Raw genomic sequence first — 4,660 nt, forward strand, 5'->3', positions numbered from 1 at the left:
GCCAGAAGCAGTTCCAGGAAAATCTTCAGAAGGGTCAGGACCAGGCAAAGCACAACCTTCAGAAGGGGCAGGATCAAGCCAAGCAAAACACTCAGAAGAACAAGTAAATAGCTGGCAATGTTCAACCGAAGATCCAGCGTCAGGCCGACAAGAGAATGAAGCCGACCTGCCAGTCGACCAAGTCATGTTGATCGGTTGAACCCAGCTGGAATGTTGTAACTTGACAGTCGCAACGCAAGGGCCGCTTTTTCAGAAAAGCGGCCCTTCTGCTGTCTGGCTACCACGGGGGAAATTCTGGCGTGCCTCCATAAAAACGCCCCGCGGGATGCGGGGGCGAAGGGCGCGGTCCGAGTCAATATCCCAAGGGGAGGGGGAGCATTGGCCGGCCGCGCCGGGGAACACCATCTATCACGTCCGGGGCGGCGCCCGGTCAACGAGCCTTACGACTCGACCTTCTCCTGAACGCGCTGCATCAGCTCGGGGTCCTGCTGAACGGCCATGCCGATGGCATTGAAGGTATCCACATCGAGACCACCCTCCTCGACTGCCTCGACCATCTTGTCGTTGGCCTCCATCTGCACTTCCTGCTGGGCGGCCTCATCCTCGGCGGCCTGCAGGCGTTCGGTGTACTCCTGGGAGATCACGACGATCTCCTGGGAGACCTCCGCAAACTGCTCGAGCTGCTCATCGGAGAAGTCCGTCGCCGGGGCCGCGGCCTGGGGCTGTTCGGGGGCGGCGGCCGGGTCCTGCTGGGCGTGGGCGGTGGCCGACATCAGACCGGCGCTGAGCAGGGCGGCAGAGAAAAGGGCTGTCATCCGTTTCATTGATACCTCCAGGGAATCACCCCTCCAATGGGGCGTTTCGTGTGTGGGCATTCGTGTGACGACAGGCTCTGGCTCGCGTTCAGAATTTTCGGGTAAAAGTTGGTAACAGGGTGATTCATCCGGTATCAGGCCACGCGCAGCCGCTTGCCGAACAGCAACCCACCCCACTCCAGACGGTTGGCGGCCAGGTTCCAGGCGATGGAACCGGCCATGCCCACCACCGCCAGGACCAGCACATAGAGCAGAAGCGGCAGGCGCTGGCCGGGGTCCAGCAGGTCCACCAGGTTGAAGAACATCGGATGGGCCAGGTAGATGCCGAAGGAGAACTCGTTGAGGCGTCTCACCAGCGGCGGCGCCGGGCGGCCGCGCAGGCGCCTCATCACCCACAGGGTGAAGAGCAGGAACAGCGGCACCACCCACACCTCCTTGGAGGAGAATTCCAGCCATCCGGGCAGCGAGAGCAGTGCCACCAGGCCGACCAGGGCGGCGAGCCAGCGCGGGCGAGCCAACGCCACCACCCAGGTCGGGCGCGCTTCGGGGCGGTCATGGTAGTGGCGCACCAGCACCAGCGCCAGGAAGAACAGGTAGAGCCAGCCGAGCGGGGCGATCCAGTGCAGGTAGCCCGGGGGTAATTCGCTGCGCCACTGCCAGTAGCCCCACCAGGCCATGCTGATCAGGCTGCCGATCACCAGCCACGGCGTGGCCGGCAGCCAGCGTTCGAGATGCAGGCGGCCATAGAGCCAGTAGAAGGCATAGAACTGGGCGGCGATGATCAGGAAGTAGCCGTGCCAGCCGGCGTAGAGCAGGTACTCGCGCAGGGTCTCCATCAGGCCGGCATCCGCCCCGGCGGCTCGCAGGCGCAGGAACTCTGCCATCGAGTAGGCCAGGCCGTAGGTCAGGTAGGGCACCATCACGTATTTCACCCGGCTGCCCAGGAAACCCCGGGGGATATCGTTGCCATAGCGCATGGAGAACAGGAAGATCGAGATGAAGATGAAGATCGGGGTCCCGAGTACCGTGGGGATGCGGGCGAGGTCGGTGGCCAGAGTGTCGACGCGTTGGTTGAGGTGATCGAGGAGGTGGAAGCTGAAGACCGCCAGGCAGCCGTAGGCGCGCAGCCAGTAGATTTCCTCGATTCGTTGCATGGGTCGGTTCCCTGTCATCCTCGCGTGGGTGGAACGCCTCTGCCGGGCCTGTTGTCCGACCGCGACAGCCGGCATCAATTCCCTTCATCGGAAACCGACACCCCATCCGCGCCCAGGGAGGCCCCGATATGGCGGCAGCCAGGCGCTGCACACTGACGATCCTGATGCTCCTGCTGCTGGCCGGCCAGGCGCTGGCCAGCCAGGTCTCTCATCACCGCTTCCACTCCGAGGCGCTGGAGCGCGATTATCCCTACACCCTCTACCTGCCCGCCGGCTATCACGACTCCGGGCTCGACTACCCGGTGGTCTACCTGCTGCATGGCTCCTTCGGCAGCGACCGTGACTGGGTGACCCGCGGGGCGCTCAAGGAGATCGCCGACCGCATGATCCGACATGGGCGCATCCCGCCGGCAGTGATCGTGATGCCCGGCAGCCAGAGCTGGTGGGTGGATGGCCACAACGAGCCGGCCCGCACCGCCTTTCTGGAGGACCTGCTGCCCCACGTGGAAGACGTATGGCGGGTGGTGCCGAAGCGCGAATGGCGCGGCATCGCCGGGCTCTCCGCCGGCGGCTACGGCACGATCAACCTCGCCCTGGAGCGGCCCGAGCTGTTCGCCGCCGCCGCGGCCTTGAGCCCGGCCAGCTACTACCCGCTGCCACCGGCCAACTCCTCCGCCCGGGAGCATGCCGCCTTCCTGACCCCGGACAACCGCTTCGACGCCGACCTCTGGCAGCGGCTCAACTACCCTGCCTACCTCGACAGCTACCTCAGCCAGGATTACGTCGTGCCACTCTACCTGAGCGCCGGCAACCGCGACGTCTTCGATGCCGTGGGTCACGCTCGTCGGCTGCAGGCGGCACTCGAGGTGCACCAGCCCGGTCAGGTGCCGCTGGAGGTGCTCTCCGGCGGTCATACCTGGCGGGTGTGGCAGGCCAGCATCGGTCCCGCGCTGACCTTCATGTTCGGCTACCTGCAGCCGCCGCTGGAGGAGCCTCAGGGCAGCGGATGAGGCGACATCAGGCCGGAGCCGCCTTCGCCTCGGCATCCGGCCGCTGGGCGGTCTGGTCCACCGCGCGATGATGACGAAGGCGTGGCCATGTCTGGCGCTCCTGGAGTCCGTATGGTGTTGACGTTATGTCGCGGTGTCGCGGTGGGCACTACCATAGCCGACTTCCATTACCGATTTCCCATGCAACACGCCCGCGGCGAAGGTCGAGGGTGTCAGGGAAGATCTCGAAAGCGTCAGGCGCGTCGCCGAATGCCGACATGCCGCTGCCACATTGTCGGCATAACTTGCTACTCTCGGGCACAGATGACCCCAACAGGAGAGCGCCCCCATGTGGGACGAACGCTACAGCACGGACGATTACGTTTACGGCACCGAACCCAATGAGTTCCTGCGCGATCAGGCCGGCCTGATCGGCGAGGCACCCAAGCGGGTGCTGTGCCTGGCCGACGGCGAGGGGCGCAACGGCGTCTACCTGGCGGGGCTGGGCCACTGGGTCACCTCGCTGGACGCCTCCTCGGTGGGCCTGCGCAAGGCCGCGCGGCTGGCCGAGCATCAGGGGGTGGCGATCACCACCCTGAATGCCGACCTCACCAGACATGAGTTCCTTCCCGAGAGCTTCGATGCGGTGGTCTCGATCTTCTGCCACGTGCCGGCGGCGGGCCGCCCCCATATGCACCGCCAGGTGATCCGAGCCCTGAAGCCCGGCGGCGTGCTGATCCTCGAGGCCTACACCCCGGACCAGGTGCCCCGCGACACCGGTGGCCCGGATACCCCGGACCGCACCCCCACCGCCGCCGAGCTGGAGGAAGCCTTCGCCGAGATGGAGATCGAGCTCAGCCGCGAGTGCGAACGTGACGTGCTGGAGGGCCGCGGCCACACCGGCCTGGGGTCCGTGGTGCAGTTCATCGCCCGCAAGCGCTGACAGGAAGGAACCTGATGATGACGCTTTTCTCCCGCCTCCAGGACGTCGCCGCGCCCGCCATCGGCCTGGGCTGCATGAACCTCTCCCATGGTTACGGCCAGCCGGTGCCCGAGGCGGAGGCGCTGCGCGCCCTGGATGCCGCCTTCGACATGGGCTATCGCCACTTCGACACCGCCACCCTCTACGGCGCCACCGCCAACGAGCGGCTGGTGGGCAAGGCGCTCTCGACCAAGCGCGACGAGATCCTGCTGGCCAGCAAGTGCGGCATGGCCATGGACCCCGAGCAGGGCAAGAAGGTGATCGACGGCCGCCCGGCCACCCTGCGCCGTCAGTGCGAGGAGAGCCTGGCGCGCCTGGACACCGACCACCTGGACCTCTACTACCTGCACCGCTGGGACAGGAACCTGGCCATCGAGGAGAGCGTGGGCGAGCTCGGCCGGCTGGTGGCGGAGGGCAAGATCGGCGCCGTGGGGCTCTCCGAGGTCTCGGCGGCCACCCTGCGCCGCGCCCAGGCCGAGCACCCCATCGCCGCGGTGCAATCGGAGTACTCACTGTGGACCCGCAACCCGGAGATCGCGGTAATCGAGGCGTGCCGCGAGGCGGGGGCGGCCTTCGTGGCCTTCAGCCCCCTGGGCCGTGGCTTCCTGAGCGGCGCGGTGACCGATGCCACCCGGCTGGCGGAGGGCGACATGCGCCGCAGCCTGCCGCGCTTCAGCGCCGAGCACCTGCCACACAACCTGGCGCTGCTGGCCGAGCTCC

General features: G+C 66.6%; 6 protein-coding genes. 4 read left to right on the forward strand and 2 right to left on the reverse strand.

The window, feature by feature from the left end; all coding sequences use genetic code 11:
* A partial coding sequence (locus IBX53_RS14735) for a hypothetical protein (protein ID WP_290910720.1) occupies positions 1-199 on the forward strand: 199 nt, incomplete at its 5' end.
* 241 nt (positions 200-440) lie between these two features.
* On the opposite strand, the gene IBX53_RS14740 is transcribed toward IBX53_RS14735, so the two are convergent.
* A complete protein-coding gene (locus IBX53_RS14740; RefSeq protein WP_290910723.1) occupies positions 441-824 on the reverse strand; it encodes a DUF4168 domain-containing protein in 384 nt (127 codons plus the stop codon).
* Positions 825-949: 125 nt separating this feature from the next.
* On the reverse strand, positions 950-1,969 hold the full coding sequence (locus IBX53_RS14745; RefSeq protein ID WP_290910725.1) for an acyltransferase family protein: 1,020 nt from the start codon (positions 1,967-1,969) through the stop codon (positions 950-952).
* 128 nt (positions 1,970-2,097) lie between these two features.
* Between IBX53_RS14745 and IBX53_RS14750 the strand changes: the two genes are divergently transcribed.
* The 3 genes from IBX53_RS14750 to IBX53_RS14760 form a co-directional block, all read left to right on the forward strand.
* A complete protein-coding gene (locus IBX53_RS14750; RefSeq protein ID WP_290910727.1) occupies positions 2,098-2,979 on the forward strand; it encodes an alpha/beta hydrolase-fold protein in 882 nt (293 codons plus the stop codon).
* Between the two features lie 328 nt (positions 2,980-3,307).
* On the forward strand, positions 3,308-3,901 hold the full coding sequence (locus IBX53_RS14755; RefSeq protein ID WP_290910729.1) for a cyclopropane-fatty-acyl-phospholipid synthase family protein: 594 nt from the start codon (positions 3,308-3,310) through the stop codon (positions 3,899-3,901).
* Positions 3,902-3,915: 14 nt separating this feature from the next.
* The coding region (locus IBX53_RS14760; RefSeq protein ID WP_290910732.1) for an aldo/keto reductase at positions 3,916-4,660 on the forward strand (745 nt) is incomplete at its 3' end.

The organism is Halomonas sp. (assembly GCF_014859505.1).
Lineage (GTDB): Bacteria > Pseudomonadota > Gammaproteobacteria > Pseudomonadales > Halomonadaceae > Halomonas.

Coding starts and splice junctions, on each gene's coding strand:
- IBX53_RS14740 (WP_290910723.1), bottom strand. CDS start 824: ATGAAACGGATGACAGCCCTTTTCTCTGCCGCCCTGCTCAGCGCCGGT.
- IBX53_RS14745 (WP_290910725.1), bottom strand. CDS start 1,969: ATGCAACGAATCGAGGAAATCTACTGGCTGCGCGCCTACGGCTGCCTG.
- IBX53_RS14750 (WP_290910727.1), top strand. CDS start 2,098: ATGGCGGCAGCCAGGCGCTGCACACTGACGATCCTGATGCTCCTGCTG.
- IBX53_RS14755 (WP_290910729.1), top strand. CDS start 3,308: ATGTGGGACGAACGCTACAGCACGGACGATTACGTTTACGGCACCGAA.